The sequence below is a fragment of the Chitinophaga sp. CF418 genome (assembly GCF_900142925.1).
Classification (GTDB): Bacteria; Bacteroidota; Bacteroidia; order Chitinophagales; family Chitinophagaceae; genus Chitinophaga.
The window spans coordinates 170,302-191,385 of sequence record NZ_FRCN01000017.1; the positions used below are offsets into that span (position 1 = coordinate 170,302).

At 44.9% G+C, this 21,084-nt stretch carries 15 protein-coding genes; 5 read left to right on the forward strand and 10 right to left on the reverse strand.

Going from position 1 to position 21,084, the window contains the following annotated elements; genetic code table 11:
- Positions 1-116: 116 nt before the first annotated feature.
- Entirely contained in the window at positions 117-482 is a 366-nt protein-coding gene (locus F3I09_RS30490; protein ID WP_149698837.1) for a hypothetical protein, read from the reverse strand.
- 366 nt (positions 483-848) lie between these two features.
- Here F3I09_RS30490 and F3I09_RS30495 point away from each other — a divergent pair, with 366 nt between their 5' ends.
- Both F3I09_RS30495 and F3I09_RS30500 read left to right on the forward strand, forming a co-directional pair.
- On the forward strand, positions 849-1,427 hold the full coding sequence (locus F3I09_RS30495; RefSeq protein ID WP_149698838.1) for a Crp/Fnr family transcriptional regulator: 579 nt from the start codon (positions 849-851) through the stop codon (positions 1,425-1,427).
- 208 nt (positions 1,428-1,635) lie between these two features.
- Entirely contained in the window at positions 1,636-2,055 is a 420-nt protein-coding gene (locus tag F3I09_RS30500) for a nuclear transport factor 2 family protein (protein WP_149698839.1), read from the forward strand.
- Positions 2,056-2,472: 417 nt separating this feature from the next.
- Here F3I09_RS30500 and F3I09_RS30505 read toward each other — a convergent pair whose 3' ends face one another.
- Complete coding sequence (locus tag F3I09_RS30505) at positions 2,473-3,057, reverse strand: hypothetical protein (protein WP_149698840.1); 585 nt, start codon at positions 3,055-3,057, stop codon at positions 2,473-2,475.
- Positions 3,058-3,460: 403 nt separating this feature from the next.
- Positions 3,461-4,006, reverse strand: a complete 546-nt coding sequence (locus tag F3I09_RS30510; protein ID WP_149698841.1) for a hypothetical protein — start codon at positions 4,004-4,006, stop codon at positions 3,461-3,463.
- Between the two features lie 376 nt (positions 4,007-4,382).
- Here F3I09_RS30510 and F3I09_RS30515 point away from each other — a divergent pair, with 376 nt between their 5' ends.
- Positions 4,383-5,534 (forward strand): NADH:flavin oxidoreductase, encoded by a 1,152-nt coding sequence (locus tag F3I09_RS30515; protein ID WP_149698842.1) that lies wholly within the window; start codon positions 4,383-4,385, stop codon positions 5,532-5,534.
- Positions 5,535-5,810: 276 nt separating this feature from the next.
- On the opposite strand, the gene F3I09_RS30520 is transcribed toward F3I09_RS30515, so the two are convergent.
- Together F3I09_RS30520 and F3I09_RS30525 are read right to left on the reverse strand one after the other, a co-directional pair.
- On the reverse strand, positions 5,811-7,658 hold the full coding sequence (locus tag F3I09_RS30520) for a RagB/SusD family nutrient uptake outer membrane protein (RefSeq protein WP_149698843.1): 1,848 nt from the start codon (positions 7,656-7,658) through the stop codon (positions 5,811-5,813).
- An 11-nt stretch (positions 7,659-7,669) separates the two neighbouring features.
- Positions 7,670-10,867: a TonB-dependent receptor gene (locus F3I09_RS30525; RefSeq protein WP_223233443.1), complete on the reverse strand. Its 3,198-nt coding sequence runs from the start codon at positions 10,865-10,867 to the stop codon at positions 7,670-7,672.
- A 505-nt stretch (positions 10,868-11,372) separates the two neighbouring features.
- On the opposite strand from F3I09_RS30525, the gene F3I09_RS30530 reads away from it, so the two are divergent.
- Positions 11,373-11,894: a hypothetical protein gene (locus F3I09_RS30530; protein WP_149698845.1), complete on the forward strand. Its 522-nt coding sequence runs from the start codon at positions 11,373-11,375 to the stop codon at positions 11,892-11,894.
- A 750-nt stretch (positions 11,895-12,644) separates the two neighbouring features.
- Here the strand turns inward: F3I09_RS30530 and F3I09_RS30535 are convergent.
- The 4 genes from F3I09_RS30535 to F3I09_RS30550 form a co-directional block, all read right to left on the reverse strand.
- The gene (locus F3I09_RS30535; protein ID WP_149698846.1) at positions 12,645-13,124 is read right to left on the reverse strand and encodes a carbohydrate-binding protein; all 480 of its coding nucleotides are present in this window, start codon (positions 13,122-13,124) and stop codon (positions 12,645-12,647) included.
- A 229-nt stretch (positions 13,125-13,353) separates the two neighbouring features.
- Positions 13,354-17,265 (reverse strand): CheR family methyltransferase, encoded by a 3,912-nt coding sequence (locus F3I09_RS30540; protein WP_149698847.1) that lies wholly within the window; start codon positions 17,263-17,265, stop codon positions 13,354-13,356.
- 82 nt (positions 17,266-17,347) lie between these two features.
- Entirely contained in the window at positions 17,348-17,944 is a 597-nt protein-coding gene (locus tag F3I09_RS30545) for a chemotaxis protein CheB (RefSeq protein WP_149698848.1), read from the reverse strand.
- A gap of 230 nt (positions 17,945-18,174) precedes the next feature.
- Positions 18,175-18,777, reverse strand: a complete 603-nt coding sequence (locus F3I09_RS30550; protein ID WP_149698849.1) for a phospholipid scramblase-related protein — start codon at positions 18,775-18,777, stop codon at positions 18,175-18,177.
- A 147-nt stretch (positions 18,778-18,924) separates the two neighbouring features.
- Between F3I09_RS30550 and F3I09_RS30555 the strand changes: the two genes are divergently transcribed.
- On the forward strand, positions 18,925-19,059 hold the full coding sequence (locus F3I09_RS30555) for an alanyl-tRNA synthetase (RefSeq protein ID WP_149698850.1): 135 nt from the start codon (positions 18,925-18,927) through the stop codon (positions 19,057-19,059).
- 70 nt (positions 19,060-19,129) lie between these two features.
- On the opposite strand, the gene F3I09_RS30560 is transcribed toward F3I09_RS30555, so the two are convergent.
- A complete protein-coding gene (locus tag F3I09_RS30560) occupies positions 19,130-20,851 on the reverse strand; it encodes a CocE/NonD family hydrolase (RefSeq protein ID WP_149698851.1) in 1,722 nt (573 codons plus the stop codon).
- Between the last annotated feature and the right edge of the window lie 233 nt (positions 20,852-21,084).

Here is a 21,084-nt window from a genome sequence, read left to right on the forward strand (position 1 = left end):
ATTCAATCCCAAATCGATTCGATGAATAAGCAATGAACCAAAATAATTTTCCTATGATATACTGCCGTTGGGGCTAATTGATAACTAATTGTCGGAGCAAATCGGATCCATTACACTTAATTGCAAAAAGGATAAAGAGGGCAGAGTTTCAACTTAGCTTTTTTGATAGATTCGACGCTAACTTCATACTCTTCGGTATTGTTGGTTTTAGGCGTCTGTGCACCTTTGATTTCTGTTAACAATGTCCGGTAGCGTTCAAGGATCTTAGCCAGATTTTTACTTGATCCATCTTGCTGGTACGCCTCTGTTGCTTTTTGCGTTAAGACATCAAACGCCTTATTCGCGTTGTCGTTAATAACGACATTCGCCAATATCTCACGTTTGGCTTCAGCCAGCTTTACATTTAATGAATCTTTGGATTGTGCTTTGGTTTGCAGGCAGAAAAGCAGTAGGAATCCACATAATAGTTTGTACATCTTCATAAGATTTCGTTAAAGAGGAATTAAATGAGTGCTGTGCAAGCAGACTAAATAGTAGTGTCTGGTGTTTTGCTTTTGCCAAGCATTTAATCCCCGAAGTTGCAAAAATACCAACTACCTGGTAGTTTTACAAACTCCTTTTCAATATATCCATGTAACCCATTCCTATTTCAAGAAAGACTGGAGGACTATTTTTCAGATTATTATTACCACAATCTATTTAAAATCAGTATCAACTGGTTTGAATATGTTCCGCTACTGGGCACAAAGGCGGAAAGGTCGGAGAATCCTCCGACCTTCCCTTGTTTTAGGCCGTCCAGGTTCGCTCTGGGCCTGGTTATTCCACGGGAGTTTTTGTAATATTGTGATATGTTCGAATTCTTCCGCAAATATCTCGAAGATAAGATTAGCATTGCTGAGGCCGATTATCAACTGATTGAGTCGGTCTGTATTTTTAAAAAACTCCGGAAGCATCAATTTCTACTGAACGAAGGAGATGTTTGTACCCATAGCGGCTTTGTGTGTAAAGGATTTCTACGCAAGTATAGCGTAGACGATAAAGGTATTGAACACACGGTATATTTTGCGACTGAGAATTGGTGGATTTCCGATCGGCAAAGTTTAATGAATTGTACACCTTCCAGTTACAATATTGATGCAATTGAGGATGCAGTTGTTCTACTCATCAGTAAATCAAATATTGAAATGCTGAGTGAAAAGATCCCTGCCTTTAAGGATATGGTAAACCTGATCTTACAACGTAGTTTAAATGCTACTCAGGAACGAATTAATTACGCTCTCCGGTCAACGGCTGAAGAAAGATATAGCCAATTTTTAAAATCATTTCCATCCCTGGTTCACCGGGCGCCCCGCCATATGGTGGCATCCTATCTGGGTATTACTCCCGAAACTTTAAGTCGCATCCGAAAGCAGATCTCCTCTAAATAATCCATTTCTCTTGATATTTATCAAGAATTTTCGAAGCAAATATCAATTTTATTCTGAATCGTGTGGCGGAACTTTGTTGCAGCGTTTAAAAGTCATGCCATCGATGCAATGCTCTCAACAAAAAGTAGAAACATCCTGGCATTACAGAAATAAGGCTGTGCTGACATGGGACGGTCTGGAGATCTAATCACAATTATATCTAATCAAAATGGAATTATCAACACAAAGTCAGGAGACAAAATTGGTGCTGGACGGCTTTTTTCAGGGCACGAGTAACAATGATACGGATGCTATTTCGGCTTTTTTAGCCGAAGATATAAGCTTTTATATAGCTGAATCCCCTTATATGCCCTGGACAGGAAAGAAAAATGGTAAACAGCAAGTTATTACAGCTTTACAACAACTGATTGCAGCTCATAAAACTGAAGATGACGATTTTGAAATGGATCATATATTTATTGATGAAACAGAAGCTGCTGTTTTTGGAAAGGCAGGCAGAACAGTCAGGGCAACGGGCAAAAAATTTAAAGAACCATTCGTGATGCGGTTTACTGTGAAAGATCGGTTAATTACTAAATTCCTGATGCTGGAAGATTCACATAAGATAGAAAAAGCTTTTATTCAATAATTAATGTAACCTGAGTACGGGCACCATCAGCTGACAGCTGTTCGCGACAGCCGGATCTGTCGCTATTTTGATTGCTTATAACGGTACGTTTCCAATCGGGGTTAAAGCAGCCCTGGCCAACCCGGTCAAAAAGCCGTCGGTCCGAGTAACTATACAGGGCTATATCCGCTCTGTCAGCTGATGTATTTCTGTTAGCTTAATCAGCCTTCTTTCCAAACTATTATTTCTATTGCCCGGCATTGGGAAAATAGGATCACAACATTTCATGATCAAATCGTAATATACCTTGCTACGGCCTTTGTCTAATCTTTTACTTTGCCATGGTATTCCAGCTGTACCTCTAACGTCAGGGCCTGGTAATGTGGCGATATTCCGTGTTATGCCAGATTCACTAGTTGTATGCAGTTTTTTTGTAAGTCATTTGAGAGTACATCCTTCCCATTGTATGAATCTCATGTTTTCGTCAATTGCATATGCGTAAGTTGTTTTCTCGCCATTTTCAGTTCTATTGCTGATCCTTACCACATAGCACGTTTTCCCATTCTCATTCCATTTACTTTCTAATTCAATTGTATCCCCTTCAAAATTTAGTTTCTTAGAAAGGGTCACTTTCTTTTTAGTTTGAAACATCTTTTCTGTGAAAATCAACTTGGGGATATAAACAGCTTGCTTTTTTTCAATCTCGTGAAGGCTGTCCAAACGAGCTTCAAAGGTCTTCTTGTCTATTTGTTTTTTAAAAAAATATTGGCCAAATAGTTGAGTTAATGGTTCTGATAGTGTTGGATTCGAGTTTCTAATTTCAAAAAGCGAATCATTGCGATAGATAAACTCTGTTTGATGATAGGTAGAAACGTAGATTCGTCCATCATTGTCAATACTCTTTACAAACTGAGTCATACCAAAGTTTTGATTTTTAATGATGTCTTTGAACTGGTCAAGACTTTGATACCAATCACTGCCAGATGTCCATATTTTTATTGTGTCCCCGAAATTGCCTCTCATAAAAAGTAGTGAGTCACAATTATAATAGACATTGAAGCCAGGAGGAGGAATCACTGTATTTAATTTGATTCCTCGCTGTCGAAAGAAATTTATTGTCGAGTCAAACGCTGTACTATTTTGCGAGTATAAGAGTACTGGTGTAAGTATGGATAATATCAGGAGTCGAATTTTCATAAAAATTTGATACAACGGAAAACGGCTTTACGATGTGGCGGCATTCCGTGTTACTTAAGTTTAAACAAAGATATGCGGTGAAATTAAAAAAACAAATGACGACTGCCTTCCGTGAGCCGCCATATTGGAAAAACGATGTTAGCGGTAGTTGTTTTGTTCGTTAGAATTTACCATTATTGTTTTCGCGTAGTTTGCTTTAAAAAATGACGCCAGTAAGCTCACCAGAATACTAATACTGAAATAACCTCACTCCATTTAAAACGTAGTCCGACTGATGTTCTGCCTTAACATCCTTCCGGTCTTTCGATTTTCCCATTGCTGTAATCTCTACAAGTGTATATTCACTTACAAAGTCGAAAGTCACATTACTATCGATACATTTTATAATATTTTCGTCACAGCCCTCATAAGCTGGGACTATTGTGAATGGAATATTCTCCTGATTCAAATATTCTTCAACTTGTCTAAACGTCACGTTTTGATTCTCTTTTAAAAACCATTTATCAATTGTACAGAACCTATTCTTAAAGTTAATCATTCCACTATGATTGATACAATCGGCTTGCAAATGGTCATTTTGAATCCCAAAGATCTTTTCATTCTCAGTCCAGTAGAAAAATTCATACCACCCATACTTAATTATTTGCGTTTCTCCACAATCAGCAAAATCATATTTCCTTCCAAATACACTTAAAATCTCACCCTTCGTTGATCCAATTGTTAGGGGGCCAAATTTGCCTGTTTTTATAAAATTTTTTAGTTGTATTGTTGTCATATAGTATTTGCTACATTTATAATGAGTTTCTTTATGCTATCTATATTTTCCCGAAGTATATTAGCTGTCATATGGTGTTTCTGAGTCAGATAATGAAGGGCGGAAGAATTGAGGTTATCACCCGTTCCCGGAGTATCATCCCACGTTACCAACACGCGGCTCCTACCGGAGCCGGTCACGGCGAATGATACCGTTTGTTCCCCGGGGTTAAAACCCCGCGCTACAAACACTAGGAATCCCAACGGAGTCGAATGCAGCGGATGATGGCCCAGTTTTAAATATATGAATATTAAACAATTTTAACCCCAAATATTAAACTAGTTATACGTCCATCTCCCCACCTCCATCTCATCTTTGTGTTCTAATCAAATGATCTATGAACACAAATACAGACATACTATTTCAGCCAATAAAACTAGGAACCCATACATTAAAAAACAGATTCATCGTCGCGCCCATGACACGCAGAAGCGCATCGGCGAATGGCGCTCCCACAACAGAAATGGCAGACTATTACGCCGCTTTCGCCCAGGGAGGCTTCAATATTATCATCACCGAAGGTACTTATACAGACAATCTCTTCAGCAAGACCGACAACCATCAACCGGGCCTTGTCACCCATGAGCAGTCAGAAGGCTGGAAAAGGGTAACAGAGAAAGTACATCAGGCAGCCCCTTATGCGCTTATTATCCTCCAATTAATGCACGGAGGTGCACTATCTCAGCATACTGATAAAACAATCGCTCCTTCCGCCATACAGCCCAAAGGCCTCCGGAACACAGAACCTGGAGGTCTGACGGGCCCCTTCCCTCTTCCTTCCGCCATGAGTAAAAAAGATTTACAGGAAGCAAAAGACGGTTTTGTACAAACGGCCATCAGGGCCTTAATAGCCGGATTTGACGGTGTAGAAATACACGCGGCCAATGGTTATCTGTTAGATCAGTTTATCACTCCTCATACGAATGTAAGAGAGGACGAATACGGTGGCAGTTATCAAAGCAGATTAAGATTTCCGATAGAAGTATTTACAGCGATAAAAGCTGCAGTCCCTAAAGATTTCATTGTTGGTATACGCCTGTCGGAAAGCAAGGTGAACGACCTTACCTACAGATGGCCTGGTGGCTCAGAGATAGCAAAGGAAATATTCAACACAATAAAGAACCTGGACTTTAGCTATATCCACATCGCATCCGAAGGCGGGAACTGGGCAAGAGAATCATTATATGATGACGGTACATCCTCCAACAGTATAGCAAAGAAGATCACCGGAAAACCTATCATTGTAAACGGTGGCATGCATGACACAACACTCGCAACAAAACTGATATCCAACCAGGAAGCAGACCTGATCTCTATCGGCAGAGCAGCTATCACCAATCCCGATCTCCCGGAAAAAATAAAGAATGGAGCACCATTGGCCCCATTCTTTAAAGAATTAATTAAAGATAGCCTGACACTCGCACACACTAAAGAAATGTTAAAAGCGAGGGCCATGACGTCAACGGCGTCGACGGCGACAATAATCTAAACCCGGCTACCGCCCATTGGGTAGGCGTAGCAGGAAGTACTAAACTGTGCCTTCAAGACGCGTGATACGATTGACAAAGCCCAATAGCAATCCGACCTTCATACGCACCACACCGCTACATCGACATTCTAAAGAGCGTTTTGCAGCACAGTATAGTACTTCCTGCGGATGCCGCCCCGGCGAAACTTTCCGCACTAAACAAGCAACATGAGGCAAGCTATTGAATGCCGCCCCGGCGAAGCTCTCCGCGCTAAACAAACAACACGGGGCAAGCTATTAGTAACCCGGATTTTGCACCAGCTTATTATTCCTATTCATTTCATCCCGCTGCAACGGCATAAAATACATCTTATCCAACCATATCCTGTTCTCATTCACTAACGTCACCGGCGTATAAGTATAATCATAATTATTCTCATCATGCTGATACAACGTTACCTTGACATTCGCCTTCAGCTTCCCTACCACATTAATCCCCCTGAGCGCACGTCCGACCGTCGCCGGCGCCACCATCCAACGGCGCACATCAAAGAACCGCTGCTCCTCAAACACCATCTCTATCTCCTTCTCTCTCTGTAAACGAGCTTTCAGCGCCGCTCCCGACTCAGTAATCGCCGGCATACCCGCACGTGTACGAATTTCACTCAGATACTTCCGCGTCTCATCCTCTTCCCCCAGCTCCATACACGCCTCCGCATAGTTGAACAACACCTCGGTATAACGGAAGAAAGGATAAGGTACCTCCTGCCGGAAATACTGTGCATCCACAGCAGGATCGATAAACTTCTTCATATAATACCCGGTAAAACTACCATTCCAGTTTTCAATCGGTCCCTGTCTGGTATCCAGTCCCGGAGAATTGATAGTCTGCGAATGCTCAGCATCCCACACTTCATAAATCCCCGTCTGTGCCTGATTAGCCGGATCTTTCGGTGCAACATCAGAAGGACGTGCACGCCAGTTAGCCCCATCATACAGGATGCTTGCATAGAAACGTGGATCACGGTTCAGGTAAGGCCGCGCCTTATGCGTAGGCGTATTCCAGTTAAAAGGTGTACCATCCGCCATTTCATAGTCGTCTATCAGCAGCTGGGTAGGCGTATTCCCAGACCAGTTATGATATCCGTTCAAGCCGTTATATAGTCCGATCTGCCCGCCAGCCTCTGACTTGGCATTCAGAAAATAACGCGAGAAGATGCTTTCAGAATTATCCTTCAGGAACATCTGCTGATAATTAGTGCTCGCCTCTTCAGGTGACGCAGGCGTAGGAAATGCCAGCGAATAACGGTTGAGGTCCATCACTGCCAGAGCAGCAGCCTTAGCGCGTCTCCAGCGTGCAGCGCGATCACCGCTGGTATAACCTAATACATCATGTGTTGCAACAGTCGCTATCACCGGCGATTTTGCACTCGCTGTAGGAAAATCATACAGATCACTTGCCGCATAGATCAGCATACGCGATTTCAGCGCAAGCGCCGCTCCCTCCGTAGCCCGGCCTTTTACAGTAATGCTTTCTTTACCCTGTAGTAAACGGGCAGCAGAATCACAGTCCCTCACAATATGCTCCACACAATCAGAGAAAGAGTTACGGGCGATAGTATAATCTTTATCAGCTAAAGTATACACAGTATCTATCAGCGGCACACCACCATAAGCCCGCACCAGCTGATGATAAAAGTATGCACGGAGGAAGTATACCTCTCCCTTCAGCCGCTCCCCTGTCGCTACTTTATCAAAAGGCACTTTCTGTATATTCTGGAAAAACACGTTACATGCACGGATGCGTTTATACATATCATCCCACTGAAAAGTACCACGGGTGTTCACGTACTCAGCATCTGTAGGACTGATAGTCGCCTCTCCCATGTTCTTCATGCCGTAGTTGTGCGTGAACATTGTTTCGTCAGTGGCGGAAGATAACATGGTTTCCAGGAAACCACCACTGCTCAGGCCATTATAAATTTCATTTACGAAAGCTTCCGTCAATGCCTGGTCCTGCCACACATCATCTTTGGTAGCTTCCCCTAAAGGTCTTGTATTCAGGAAATCGGTATTACACGCAGCAACCGTCAAAGCGCCCGCCATACCAATACCGATGTATATTTTCTTAAGTAGTTGTTTCATGATACTGCTGATTAAAAAGTTAAATTGAAACCTGCATTCAATACCCTTGACTGCGGATAATACTGACCATTACCACTCACAGATTCCGGGTCAAGGATCTTCAGATTGTCCAGGGTGAACAGGTTCAGACAGTTAGCATATAATCTCAGCGTGGAAATACCGCTTCTCTTCTTCAGGAAATCAGGTATGCTGTAACCGATCTCCAGGTTCTTCAGACGTACATAATTAGTACTGCGGATCCAATAAGTGTTACCCGTTGCCCAATAGGTATCATTACGGTCATTTACACGTGGGTGTTCGCCATTAGGATTGTCAGGGCTCCAGCGATGATCATAGTAATCTTTGGTAAAGTTGCCGATCTCACCGGATTCAGTATTGATATGTAACGCACCGCCAGTAGCTCCCTGTACGAGAATGGCCATATCAAAGTTGCCGTATTGCATATTGACGTTCAAACCGCCCGTAAATGTTGGCTGATTGCTCTTTCCATAGCGGATCTTGTCATCACCATTAATCTTTCCATTACCATCAATGTCTTTAAACTTCATATCGCCAGGACGTAGATTGTTTGTCAGCGCAGTATAGTCTATGGCATTCTTATCTATTTCAGCGTAGTCTTTGAATACACCATCATATTCATAATACAGGTTAGTATTCATTGGCTTACCGGTAGAACGTTGCCAGGCGGGCGCTCCAGGTGCTTCATCCCAGAACACGATCTTATTCTTCGAATAACCACCGTTCACACTAACATCGTAACGGAATTTGCTGCCGACATTATCATTGTAGCCAACGCGGAATTCAAAACCTTTGTTATCTACTTTACCGATGTTCTCCGCAGGCAGCGTCATACCTGTTGTTTGCGGTACGGATGCATTCCTTCTTACCAGGATGCCGGAACGTTTGTTCATGAACGCGTCCAGTTCGAAATAGATCTTACCATTCAGCAGGGCGCCATCCAGACCTACGTTGTAATTGTTGGCTACCTCCCAGGTAATGTATGGGTTAGGTATACGTGCTTCATAGAGTGATTTTACCACATTGCCTCCCAGGATGTAACTACCGAAGCCATAAGTGGAATAATACTGATATTCCTGCAGGGTGAGCGTACCATCTCCGTTATCATCAAAGTATACCTGGTCATTACCCAGTTTACCCCATGATGCACGCAGTTTCAGATAACTCATAAATTTCACGTTCTCTTTAAAGAAGCTCTCTTCAGATACGCGCCAGCCCAACATCAGACCGGGGAAGAAACCAAAACGGGAATTGCTGGGGAACATGTAAGATCCATCATTCCTCCATACAAATTCCGCCAGGTATTTCTCTTTATAGTTGTAAGCCACACGACCGAAATAGTTCAAACGGGCACGATCCCAGGCGCTACCACCATTATCTTTCTCCGCATCGCCACCGGCAAACAGCTGGTCGATCAGTGGAGAAATGAAGTACCTGCGGAAAGCGTTGAAAGACTCAGAATTGACAGTTTCCCTTTCCACACCAAACACAAAGTTCACCGTATGGTTTTTATTGAAAGTACGGTCGTAGGTCAGCAAACCACGTAATAACAGGTTGCTCTGATCTTCATCCCCCTGATTGAGGGTAGCCTGATCAGTACCACGTTTACCTTTTACGAGCAACGGAGTCTTACCATCCTGCTGATAGGTTTTTTTGTCCCATGTATACAGGTACCAGGGCGTCATAAAGCGCTTAGTACTTTTGATGTACTTATCGAATGCCACGTTACCGCTCAGCTTTAGACCAGTCACACCAGGGATCGATACATCGAGTTTGGCATTGGTCTGTACATAATAGCGTTTATCCTTATCGTATCCTGTCTGGTCGGTAGTGATCACCACGGGATTGTTACCGTATTCGATGTCCGGACCAGGCAGGCCATTAGGCCAGAAGGCAGGCTCAGTAGGTTTACCGCGCATCAGCATACGGAAGATATCACTGGCGCTACGGGTAGGATAATTACGTTCTTCCTGGCGACCTAACATGTCTACACTGACATTCACGTACTTATTGATCCTGCCGTCGAGATTCACACGCAGACTGTACTGGTCGTAACCAGTAGCCGACTTTTTATAATAGGCATCCTGCGACTGATACCCGAAGGATGTCAGATATCGCATATTCTCATTACCACCAGACACCTGTACGCTATGATTTGATTGCGGCGCCCATGTCTTAAAAGTGGATTTATACCAGTCTGTATTCGGATACAACCAGGGATCTGTACTGTTACGGTACTTCTCTATCTCTGTCTGACCGAAAGCCACATCCCATTTCTTGTTGGTAGTGGGAGACGTATAGGTACCGCCTTGTTTATATACACCCCAGGCAGTGGCCCACTCTCTTCCCGGTACATCACGGTAAAGGCTCAGCTCATCCCTCAGTTGCGCATACTCTGCGGCACTGGACATTTCAGGAATGTGCGTGGGTTGCGACCAGCCCTGGTTAAAGGAATAAGACAGCTGAGGTTTACCACTCTTACCACGTTTGGTCGTTACGAGAATAACGCCATTGGCAGCACGGGCGCCATAAATAGCGGCAGAAGCATCTTTCAGTACAGAAATACTTTCAATGTCCTGTGGGTTCAGGCGTTCCAGGCCACCGGTACGGCCAGCCACACCGTCTATTACTACCAGCGGGTCATTGTTACCCAGGGTGTTGGAACCACGGATGCGGAGAGAAGAACCGTCAGCACCGGGCTCACCACTGTTCTGCATGGCAGTCACACCTGGCATACGTCCGGCAATGGAGTTGGACAGGTTGGTAGCTGGTGACTTGACAAGATCAGCACCCTTTACTGTTGCAATAGAGCCTGATACGGCCTCTCTTTTCTGCGCACCGTAACCTACCACCACTACCTCACTGAGGCCTTTGGTGTCGGCATCCAGCGTCACATTCAATGGAGCATTGCCATTGACAGTAAGCGTTTGGGGCAGGAAACCGATTGCACTAATGGTCACCTGAGCGCCATTTGCGACGCTCAGTGAAAAAGAGCCATCGGGTAATGTGGTTGTTCCTTTTGAAGTCCCCACCACTTTGATAGTGGCGCCGATCACCGGTTCCTTATTTTTATCGACGATCTTTCCCTTTAATATAATATCCTGTCGGATTGAAAATGAGTTTGAATAGCCATCCGCAACAGCCATAAGCGGATATAAAGCGGGCAAAAAAAGCAGCAGAGTAAATTTCATGCGCAATAGTGTTGACTGCCAGGCATGAGGGGGCCTGACCTTCAACAGGTCTACATTTTTCATACGTTTAAATTGTGTGATTAAAAGAAAGGCGAACTCCTATCGCTGGATTTTGGTTTACGACGGGAAATGCAATAACATATCCGTCCTTAGACGCTATTGGTTGTCATCATCATTAAAATGTGGTTTTTTGCTAGTTAAAGAATACATGGTAGCGGGTCAATAGCACAGTACAACTACATAGGTTTTCTATTACATAGTGTGCAGCCTGATTTTCATAACGATTTCTTTGATTACTTTCCTCAACGTGTCGATTTCACACCTAAAATAGAAAAAATATTCAAGATTTATATTTCTTTTAACATACTGCGATAATATCGGAGTGAAAATATGCTTATCAAGTCCCGGATTAACCTACAGAAAATGCCCGTTTACCGTTAAGTAGAGCGACTGCCAGGGCGGGCTGGCGTGAAAACGCTAATTTAGATATATTAAATGCTGAACAATGGAAAAAGTACTCGTAAAACTTTCTTTCAGACAGATCATCGATATGCATGCCCGGACTTCTTTTGAAACGGATGTGTTTCACGAAAGCTATAATGAGTTCCTCATGCAGGTACAGGCCTATAACCGGGAGCAGCAGTTCACCACCTGGGAACAGGTACGGGCCGCCAATCCGAAAGCAGGGTCCCTCAATTATAAGGTAGGATTCTCCATAGGATTGTTTGTGAAAGGATTGCAGCAACAGATCCCGGGCCTGACCGACAACCTGGGGAATCCTGTTCCTTTTGAAAGTCACCGGTTTGAGATCATTACCTCTGATATTACCAACAAGGCCGCCCATAAAGTAGGGATCGTTTATACAACTGGTACGCTTACACTGCTTGGCGTTCTGGGCGAATATATGCTGCTGGCAGCGGGCGATCAGCTAAACAACCCGGATCAGCCCGAAATACCAACATTCATGCTGAAACTGCAGCCACAATTGTCTGTGTCGGCTTACGCCTTACAAGGATTACCTCAGTAATCCGGAACGAAGTACCAACATTCATACTGAAACTGCAGCCACAATTGTCTGTGTCGGCTTACGCATTGCAGAGATTACCTCAGTAGTTCGGAACGAAGTACCAACATTCATGCTGAAACTGCAGCTGCAATTGTCTATATACTTATTGAGTTCCTTGTTATAGCTTATGTGCCGTAGTACATGTCTTCGTGATTGGCGATACCTCGGTTTCAGGCTGGGATCACTGGTTGTAGTTCTTTGAAGCTGCGTGTTATTAAGCATTTGGAATCGTATAAGCGATAGAATAAGTATTAAACCCCTATCAATCGTACGAGCGTGCTTCAAATAACTAAGACCAGTGATTCCCACCTGAAACCATTATACTCATTGACTTCCGCTTATAATCAGGAAATTGTAAGACATTGAGAAACGTCTGTCATCATCGTCCTGATAAGCAGCACTCAATATATTATCGTTGGGAGAGCGGAAGTAGCAACGGTTTCAGATGGGAATGTCGGGCCTTCGGCTCTCGGGTGACACGACCGATGCTGCTCAATCTATATTCAAAATCCCATTCGATTGACAACGCCCAATAGCCATTCAGAGAGGCGCCGACCGACATCCCATACTGAAACCGAAGCTACTTAGCGTAAATAAGAGACAACGCCCAATAGCCATCCATCCCATACTGAAACCGACGCTACTTAGCGTGAATAGCCTAAAATGCTATCAAAAATGTCGAGTGTTGCTTATACATTACAGGAACGTACGTCAGTAGTCCTGCACAAAGGTGATGGAAGTAATACTGAAGGGATTGCCTTTGGCTACAAGATAAAGATCGTGTATCCCATAGGAGTATTTGGGATTGCCCGTCAACTTTAGGGCATAAGTCGTATCTCCCGTAAAAGGGATCTTCAGCGTACCGATACGCCTGCTTTTCTTTCCTTTGGGACGGTCAATGCGGAATTCAAGACGGCCGTTCTTCTTCTCCTTATTCTGGCAGAATACAACCACCTTAAACCCTATTTCCCCCATACCGAGATTCACCTGTCCGAAGCCCAGGTAACTTCCCGATTTCATTTTAAATTCTGTTTCAAAATTGCCTTTTTTCACCGGGCCTGCTGGCGCCACTGTGCCTGCCGGAGCTACTGTCCCCGCTGGAGGCGGCTCTGTAGACGGAGGTGCAGTTGCCGTCTGTCCCCGGGCGATCATCTGCACAATTAAGAAAAAAAGACATAGGATAGGCCTCATAACAAATATGGTAGGTCGGCGTCTCTTTACAAGCAGCCCAACCAGTGTCTAAAATACTAATTAGCTCGAAAAATTACACAAATTTATATTAAAAATTACAATAATAATAAACTCTGATTCCCAATATGTTAAACCCGGGCTGTTTGCATAATGCTGGAAATAGTAATGGCCCCCGGGGGGAGCCATTTCTGTGGGTATATTACGCTGGAAAAGCTATTTTATTGTGTAGTTACTGCTGTGTTTCCGGAATAATAACATGGAAGGCCGCCCCCTGGTGTTCCACTCCAAACGCCTGGATATCCCCGTTATGGATATCCATGATCTTCCGGCAAAGCGCCAGACCGATACCCGTCCCTTCAAACTTCTCCTTCTGGTTCAGCCGCTGGAAGATAACAAACAGCTTATCAGCATAGGCCTGGTTGAATCCAATGCCATTGTCGGCCACGATTATCCGGTAATAGGCCGGCCCCACCGCTAACGAAGGCAGGTCTTTCATTTCTGCATCTGAGATCTTATGGGCGGTAATCGTCACCCGGCTGTCGCCATTGGTACCGGAAAACTTGAGGGCGTTACCGATCAGGTTATAAAATAACTGGTTCATCTGTAATGGCACGGCATCTATCACCGGCAGCTCGTCCACCTCGATCGTTGCATTCTTGTCTTTTATCAGCAGTTCGAAATCTTCTATGACGTTCGTTACGATCTGGTTCAGATCCACCGGCATGAAAGCATTCTCACCCAGCTCCAGCCTGGAATATGCTATCAGGTCCCTGATCAGGTCAGACATACGGATAGCCGATTGTTTCACCTTACGCAGGTAAAGTGCCGTATCTATCTTACCGGTACCAGGCTTTACGCTTTCCAGCATGTCGGCAAACAGCCGGATCTTCCGCAATGGTTCCTGGAGATCATGAGACGTAATGAAAACAAACTGTTCCAGTTCATGGTTCCGCTTCGACAGGTTGGCATTGGCGTCTTCGAGGGCAATGGTTCTTTCCCTGACCTTTCTTTCCAATGCATCCTCCACCATCTTCTGATCATCAATGTCTGTACAGGCCCCGATAAAGCCTACAAATTCATCCTGTGAATTAAAACGCGGTATACCTGAACAGGCCAGCCAGTGGTAACTACCGTCATAGCGCTTCAGGCGGAACTCTGCATAGAAATTCTTCCTGTCGCGGGATGACCGGCTGAAACTGATCTTCCATTTATCGATATCCTCGGGGTGCATAATGTCATACCAGCCAGTGTCCTTATTCTGATCCAGCGTACGTCCTGTATATTTCTGCCAGGCTTTATTGAAGAAGGAGAAAGACCCCTCTTTTTCTGCGATCCAGATCATCGCCGGCGCTGTATCTGCAATCATACGGAAGTAGGCCTCACTTTGCTGTAAATGCAGCTGGGCCTGTTTTCTTTCTGTGATATCCAGCGCTACTCCTATCACCCTTTTCGCGGTACCATCTTCTTCATAGACGCCTTGTCCGGTGGCTGCTATCCAGCGAATGGAATTGTCCGGCCATTTAATCCGGTATTCATCTACATAAAGTACCCGGTTGTTCAATGCATCCTGCAATGCCTCATCTGCATATTGCGCATCTTCCGGCACTATCAGTGACAATAGCTTTTCATATGTCAGCTGGGCCTGGGAAGACAATCCGAGATTACTCCTGAACTGTTCATTACAATGTAGAACACCGGTAGACAGTTCCAGTTCCCAGGAGCCCAGTCTGCCGGTCTGCAGTGCGAAGTTCAGTTTGTTGTTCACCTCCTGCAGATGTTTTTCAAACTGCTTGCTTTCGGTAATGTCGGTCACCACACCCAGTACACGTGCCGCCGCGCCATTCCCGTCGTAGGAAACCTGCGCCTTGCAGGATATCCAGACCACTTTGTCTTCTGCAAGATTGATCCGGAAATCAAGATGGATATATCCATTGTCTTTACCTGCCAGGGCTGCAGTTATGCGCCCCTGTACACCCGGAGCATCTGCCGGGTGAATGGCTTTAATAAAACTGTCAAATTCCAGTGGTGCGGAAGATGTGATACCAAAGAGTTCCCTGCTCCTGTCAGACAGTAACAGCTCTCTGGACAGCGGGTTAAAATCCCAGGTACCTGTCCTGGTGCCCTCCAGTGCAAGGCGAAGTCTTTCCTCGTTGTTGCGCACTATTTCCTGTTTAAGGGCAATGCGTTCCCTGGCCTCCCTTACCTCGGTGATATCTTCTATAGCGATGAGGATCAATTCTTCTTTCAGGTCCTGCGAGGTAATTAACTGACCATTCATCTTGATGGTTCTCAAGCCATTGGCCGAAGTCTTATGCGTTAATTCGTAATTGGCGAACGGCGTCCTGGAAGTCATCAGGTTTTCCATCAGCGAACGCAGCTCTGAAGTATTCCATTGCTTGTTTCCCAGTTCATACAGCAGCTTTCCTTCCGTCTCTTTCCGTTCCATCTTGAAGGTACGGTAGAAAGAGGCATTAGCGCTTACCACGCGGATATTCGTATCGAGGATCAGCAGGGACTCATGTACGGTATTCACGATGGATTCGGCATACAGCCTGGCATTGTTCAGCTGATTATTCCTCTCCAACAGGTCATTGTTACGGGTACTGAGTTCATCATTGATGACCTGCAGTTCCTCCTGCGATACTTCCAGTTCCTCATTCAGGCTTTTCAGTTCTTCATTGGCAGACTGCAACTCCTCGTTGGTAGCTTCGTAAGCTTCCGCAACGGCGCGTAACTCTTCTTTATAGCGTTGTACTTCTTTTTCCAGGTGCAGGATGCGCAGGTTCTTTTCATCGGTCGTTTCGGGCATCTCAGGTTTTCTTACAACGGACTCCCCGGTGGCCGGCTCCTGCTGTTGCTGATGATTGAAGATCACCAGGTAGTAGCTGTCATGCAGGTTGCTGATAGGTACTACTTCGAATGAAACATTAAGCGTTGCGCCCCCTGTAGTGATCGTCAGTCCCTCCTTTCGTACATTCCTCCTGACGGATTGCGCATGGTTGAGCGCACTCCGGAGACTATGTACCAGGTCCCTGTGGGCAAGCTTGAAGATGTTCAGACTGGCTCTACCCGGCCCGTGTTCAAAAAACTGCATGGTAACACCTCTGAACTCAATAATATCGAATTTCTCATTGAGCAGTACTGCCGACGGCGCATACATTGAAAGTATAATACTGTCGGCCGCTTTCTGAGCATCAATATTCTCTTCCCTCTCCTGGTCAAAGCCTGGTGTCATATGCTTTATTTTTTTATTGGTAGGGAACGCATTTCTCAGCGTCCATTTAGCTACATTCTTTTTAAGGTAGATCTTCGTTTTCTTTGACGGCATATCAAAGAGGTCGGGAGATCTGTTTGTCTCTGATTTGCCCAGCCAGAGAAAACCACGGTCTGTCAGCGCATAATTGAATATGCTCAGCATTTTTTTCTGCAGTACCGGCTGCATGTAAATAAGCACGTTACGGCAACTGATCAGGTGCAGGTTGGCAAAGGGAGGATCTGTTAGCATATTATGGCTGGCAAACACACATGCATCCCTGATGATGGCCGATATTTCGTAACCTTGTTCCCCTTCTGCAAAAAATTGCGCCAGCCGTTTTGCTGATACTCCTGCTACCTGTGTCTTTGTATAAACAGCTTTACGCGCTGCAGCAATAACGGATTCCGAAAGATCTGTCGCAAAGATCTTCACCTTGCTGGAGAAGTGCTCATCTCCCATTAATTCATAAAGGCAGATGGCGATGGAATAGGCTTCTTCACCCGTAGCACATCCCGCTACCCATACACGTACCTGTTCTTTCTTTTCACGGGCCTGCTTTACTACCTGTGGCAGTACGCACCGCAACAGGTATTCAAAACTGCCTTCATCGCGAAAAAAGGAGGATACGTGGATCAGCAGGTCAGCATAAACTATATTTTGTTCGTCTTCATTGTTTTTTATAAACGTAAGATATTCTTCAAACCCCTGAATACTCAAAAGCGACATTCTCCGCTGCAGTCTCCTGGTGATCGTGGAAAGCTTATATTGCAGAAAGTCCACGCCCGAAGATTCCGAAAGGATCGCTAAAATACTTTTCAATGCTATATTGGGTACCGAACCAGATCGCCTCTTGTTCACTTCCCCTTCAGCATGTGTATCCAACATACAAACAGCTTTACTTTGTGCCTGGTCTTTTTTAACCAATATTTTATAGAACAACTAAAGATATATAAAAAAACAGATCACCTCAATTCTGGCTGTTGCTGAGCTTCAGGTACTTTAGGAGGAAACGGGCAATGCCTGCCGGAGGCAGGATCGCATGCGGATCGTCTTTGCTAATGGCAGCCTGCGGCAGGATATTAAAATCGGTCGTATCCGGGTCCTGCACAATGACCAGCCCATGAGAATCTTCAATCACCCTGATACCTTCAATGCCATCGGTACCCATACCTGACAGTATTACCCCGATACTATTTTCCCGGTAGGCCTTCGCCATGGATTTAAAGAAGATATCGATCGATTTGTTAATGATCTCCCTGGAATAACGCTTCCGTACTTTCAGATACCCATCTTCCACTATCATCATCCTGTCTTCTGAGAGCACATATACATGGTCCGTTTCCAACTTTATGTTATCCTCCACCCGGTGTACCGGCATATTGGTACACTTTTCTAAAATAGTACTGAATTTGCTCTTGTGTTCTCTTCCGAGGTGGGGAATCACAACAAATGCGGCACCTGTTTTTTCCACGACCTGTTGAAAAAACGCACATGCCGGTTCCAGTCCCCCGGCCGAGCACCCGATCCCGATACAGAACTTTGGCTGCTGCCCCGCTATTTCCATATGATATGATTTTAAATTCGGATCGTATTAAACACCAAACTCGTCAAATATCAGGCCACCGGAATGCCGGAAAATAAGCTGCCGGGTATGGGGTATAATAGAAAAGAGGCTGCCAAAAGTATTGAGCAGCCTCTTTTAATCAGGTATCTGATGGTATCAGATAATCACTTTAGCGAATCCTCAGGACGTTCTTTTATTTTTGGTACGTCCCCGCTCACTCATATCTTTTGTTACTTAGATTCTTTCAGTACCATATCAATCGTGATAGCACCTGCAACGATCGCCATCTTATTGATATCTTCCGGACACTCCTTTGCAATGGTAACACGGTATTTATCTGCAGTAGTGAATACCTCCTTGAAAGCGCCCGCCCACTTTTTAGTGATAGCACCCAGTTCTCTTTCAGCCGTATCAACGATCTGGAAATTCCATGCTTTCCAGTCGCCCTTGATCTCGGCCAGTACTGCGCCATTTGCGTCGAGGATGTGAAACAGCGGTTTCATAAATTTGAACTTCTGTTTGATACCGCCCACTACCACACCGTTCATATCACGGATCTCGATCTTCGACATCCAGAATGTCCAGCCGCGGTGAATAGAAGCCACCACCTGCTCATTTGCATCCACAATATTCAGTGTAAACGGGAAGATCCTTTTATCAAGCAGAAGACGCAGGAATTTGTGCAGCAGGGGTACTTCCTGGCGGATATTTCCAATCTGCTGACCGTCCTGGTTAAAGACTTTATAAGCATTCGCGAATTTCAACAGGCCTACCTTCTCATCAATAAAATAGTCATCACAGTGAAAGAATTCGGGTAATTTCGTTTGTCCCATGAGGTTTTATCAAGTTGGTTATAGAATGGGCACAAATATATACAAATATTCATGAATATCAGGATGTTTTGCTATTTTTCCTTTCTTATTTTTGTACAATAGCTACAATCCTTAAATTGCAGGGTATCGCCATTCATGTTAACGTATATGGAACAACAAACTAAACCCGCTACCAGGAAGAACTTTGTTAAATGGATCAAGCGTATCGGCTTCTGGGGTTTCATCTTCTTCCTCCTCAAAGGCCTTCTGTGGCTGGCTTTAGGCTACTATGTCTTCAAATAAGGATTTTCACTTGACAAGTATATAGTAACCTGATAAGGATACACCAACCCGATAAGTACGCGGCAACCCGCTACATGACAGGTATGCTGAAATAAGACTCCGGATAGAACTTCAGTTCATGCAGTAATGTATCTAACAAGGTCTGTTGACTCACATCTTTCGCCGCACCATAATTCTTCTCCCAGTAAAGGTTTGACGCCGGACTGATAGTCATCACGATACGACTACCCTTTTTCAGCTGTTTACAGATCCAGGGGGTATTATCCAGTGTGATATGATGCACTTCATGTTCCTTCCAGTAAACAGGTTTTGTCTTGTCGATACTTAAAGACAACCGTTGCGCAATATGCGCGAGTGGCCATTTCCTGCCGTTCGCATCTATCTCCCACCAGGTGATCATAATATCTGCGTCGGGTGTTCCTGACGACATCCAAAGGTCCGCCGTGATGGATCCGTTCAATATCATATCTTCCTTCAGAGGGGCAGTGCTCAAGGTCTCCAGGTACTTCTTCCTGAAAATGCCTTCCGTAATAATAGAACTGGCGCCGTCATAGATCACAATAGTATCATCGATGGGATCTGCAGCATCATAGTGGAACAATAACGGTTTCCCACCTCTTTTTCTCGTGTGTAAAGTTTCTTCCGGCTTTGCTGGCAGATAGAACTGTAGCGTATCCCGGTTCATTTTTTCTATCGAAGGAAAGTAATGCCACTTGTTCTCTCCCATCGCAAATACCGCAATCCTGTCCTGCAGGAAATCCGGCTTCTTCCCTCCTTTCAGCGTATAATTGAACCAGTCCAGCACCAGCTGTTTCTGGTCTACCATAGCAACAGTATCGATTGGGTAAGGGGGGATTAGATTCCTCCGCGGGCCTCCCTGGCCACCGACATGATCAAAAGGCCCGATGAAAAGATAGTGCTGGCTCACGCCCCCCTTCGGCCCATACTGATTATGCATATTGTAGTAGTGCATAGCACCCCGCTGGTCATCGTCAAAGAAACCAGTCGTAGTGAGGATAGGAATACCGATCCGGGAGAACTCTTCTGCTGTGGGCGTCATCCGCTGCCAGAAATCGTCGTAGCCGGGATGCGTGATCCAACGCTGAAAAACAGTGTCCATGCCATCGCCTTCCAGGGAATCCAGCTTATTGAACGGCAAGCCCCGCAACAGGTATTCAGTATTAAGCGCTTTCCATTTCTTTTCGTCCTGGAACGTGGACAAGTCCATATAGTGATTATTCCTGACCAGCTTCAGCCATTGCAGACTATAGGTCAGAAATATACCTCCCGGATTAGGGTAATCGATGCCCGGTCCTACAGCCACCTGCGGCACAATGGTCTTCAGGGCAGGATGTATTTTCTTCATCGTGGCCCATTGCGTAAATCCCAGGTAGGAGCCCCCGTACATACCCACCTTCCCGTTACACCAGGACTGTTTACTGATCCAGTCAATAATCTCATAATTATCCGCCGCATCATTCTCCATAGGATAAAAACTCCCCCCTGAACGGGCCTTTCCCCTGTTGTACACAAAAACGCCTGCATAGCCGCTATCTGCCACGAACTGGGCCCGGGTGGTATCAGCACCCATCGGATAACAACTAATCCTTAAAACAGCCGGTAAAGGCCATTTAGCGTCCTTCTGATATACCAGCATGCAGCTTAATACAGTTCCGTCCCTTAACGGCACCTGCAAACTACTGTCAGTGACATACTGTTTGGTTTGCGCGGAAAGTGGGGCACAAGGAAAGATAAAGAGGGATAAGGATATGAACAACAAACATTTACGCATAGTTCCGATTTGGTTGATCAACAGGAGTAGGTGTTATCTGTGTTGAATATAGTGAAAAGATGATAAAAAGCAAGGGAGCGGCCTTTTTTTGGACGAACGGGTAACTAATCCGGTTCTACTGTACTGGAGATTCTATAGAGGCTATAGCCTACAGGCTCTATACTATAGCATTATAGGCACTGTTCTATAGCGTTGGCTATAGAACAGTGCCTATAATGCTGGACTACAGCCCT

Coding starts and splice junctions, on each gene's coding strand:
- F3I09_RS30500 (WP_149698839.1), top strand. CDS start 1,636: ATGGAATTATCAACACAAAGTCAGGAGACAAAATTGGTGCTGGACGGC.
- F3I09_RS30495 (WP_149698838.1), top strand. CDS start 849: ATGTTCGAATTCTTCCGCAAATATCTCGAAGATAAGATTAGCATTGCT.
- F3I09_RS30555 (WP_149698850.1), top strand. CDS start 18,925: ATGGAACAACAAACTAAACCCGCTACCAGGAAGAACTTTGTTAAATGG.
- F3I09_RS30515 (WP_149698842.1), top strand. CDS start 4,383: ATGAACACAAATACAGACATACTATTTCAGCCAATAAAACTAGGAACC.
- F3I09_RS30545 (WP_149698848.1), bottom strand. CDS start 17,944: ATGGAAATAGCGGGGCAGCAGCCAAAGTTCTGTATCGGGATCGGGTGC.
- F3I09_RS30535 (WP_149698846.1), bottom strand. CDS start 13,124: ATGAGGCCTATCCTATGTCTTTTTTTCTTAATTGTGCAGATGATCGCC.
- F3I09_RS30560 (WP_149698851.1), bottom strand. CDS start 20,851: ATGCGTAAATGTTTGTTGTTCATATCCTTATCCCTCTTTATCTTTCCT.
- F3I09_RS30550 (WP_149698849.1), bottom strand. CDS start 18,777: ATGGGACAAACGAAATTACCCGAATTCTTTCACTGTGATGACTATTTT.
- F3I09_RS30525 (WP_223233443.1), bottom strand. CDS start 10,867: ATGAAATTTACTCTGCTGCTTTTTTTGCCCGCTTTATATCCGCTTATG.
- F3I09_RS30530 (WP_149698845.1), top strand. CDS start 11,373: ATGGAAAAAGTACTCGTAAAACTTTCTTTCAGACAGATCATCGATATG.
- F3I09_RS30520 (WP_149698843.1), bottom strand. CDS start 7,658: ATGAAACAACTACTTAAGAAAATATACATCGGTATTGGTATGGCGGGC.
- F3I09_RS30540 (WP_149698847.1), bottom strand. CDS start 17,265: ATGTTGGATACACATGCTGAAGGGGAAGTGAACAAGAGGCGATCTGGT.
- F3I09_RS30510 (WP_149698841.1), bottom strand. CDS start 4,006: ATGACAACAATACAACTAAAAAATTTTATAAAAACAGGCAAATTTGGC.
- F3I09_RS30490 (WP_149698837.1), bottom strand. CDS start 482: ATGAAGATGTACAAACTATTATGTGGATTCCTACTGCTTTTCTGCCTG.
- F3I09_RS30505 (WP_149698840.1), bottom strand. CDS start 3,057: ATGAGAGGCAATTTCGGGGACACAATAAAAATATGGACATCTGGCAGT.